General features: G+C 38.0%; 1 protein-coding gene. It reads left to right on the top strand.

Annotated features, from left to right (window positions below; translation table 11 throughout):
* Window positions 1–242 (top strand): HNH endonuclease (locus PU683_RS21480; protein ID WP_277174612.1); only part of this gene is annotated, 242 nt, incomplete at both ends.

Below are 242 nucleotides of genomic sequence, written 5' to 3'. Positions count from 1 at the left end.
AATGGCCTTCACACTTTATAGACCACATTAATGGTATTACAAACGACAATAGGATTGAGAACTTAAGAGTCGTTACAAATACACAAAGCCAATACAACACTCGACCCATGAAGGGGAGCCGTTCATCCTATAAAGGTGTGTGGTTCTCAAAACAGAAGGATAAATGGGTAGCTGAATACAAACTTAATTATAAAAAGAAGCACGTTGGTCTTTTTGATAATGAGACAGATGCTGCCAAAGCT

The organism is Candidatus Kosakonia sp. 282A-S69, from assembly GCF_029433855.1.
Classification (GTDB): Bacteria; Pseudomonadota; Gammaproteobacteria; order Enterobacterales; family Enterobacteriaceae; genus Kosakonia; species Kosakonia cowanii_A.
The sequence above is the reverse complement of the archived record's forward strand: the minus strand, read 5'-3'. Positions and strand labels throughout refer to the sequence as shown.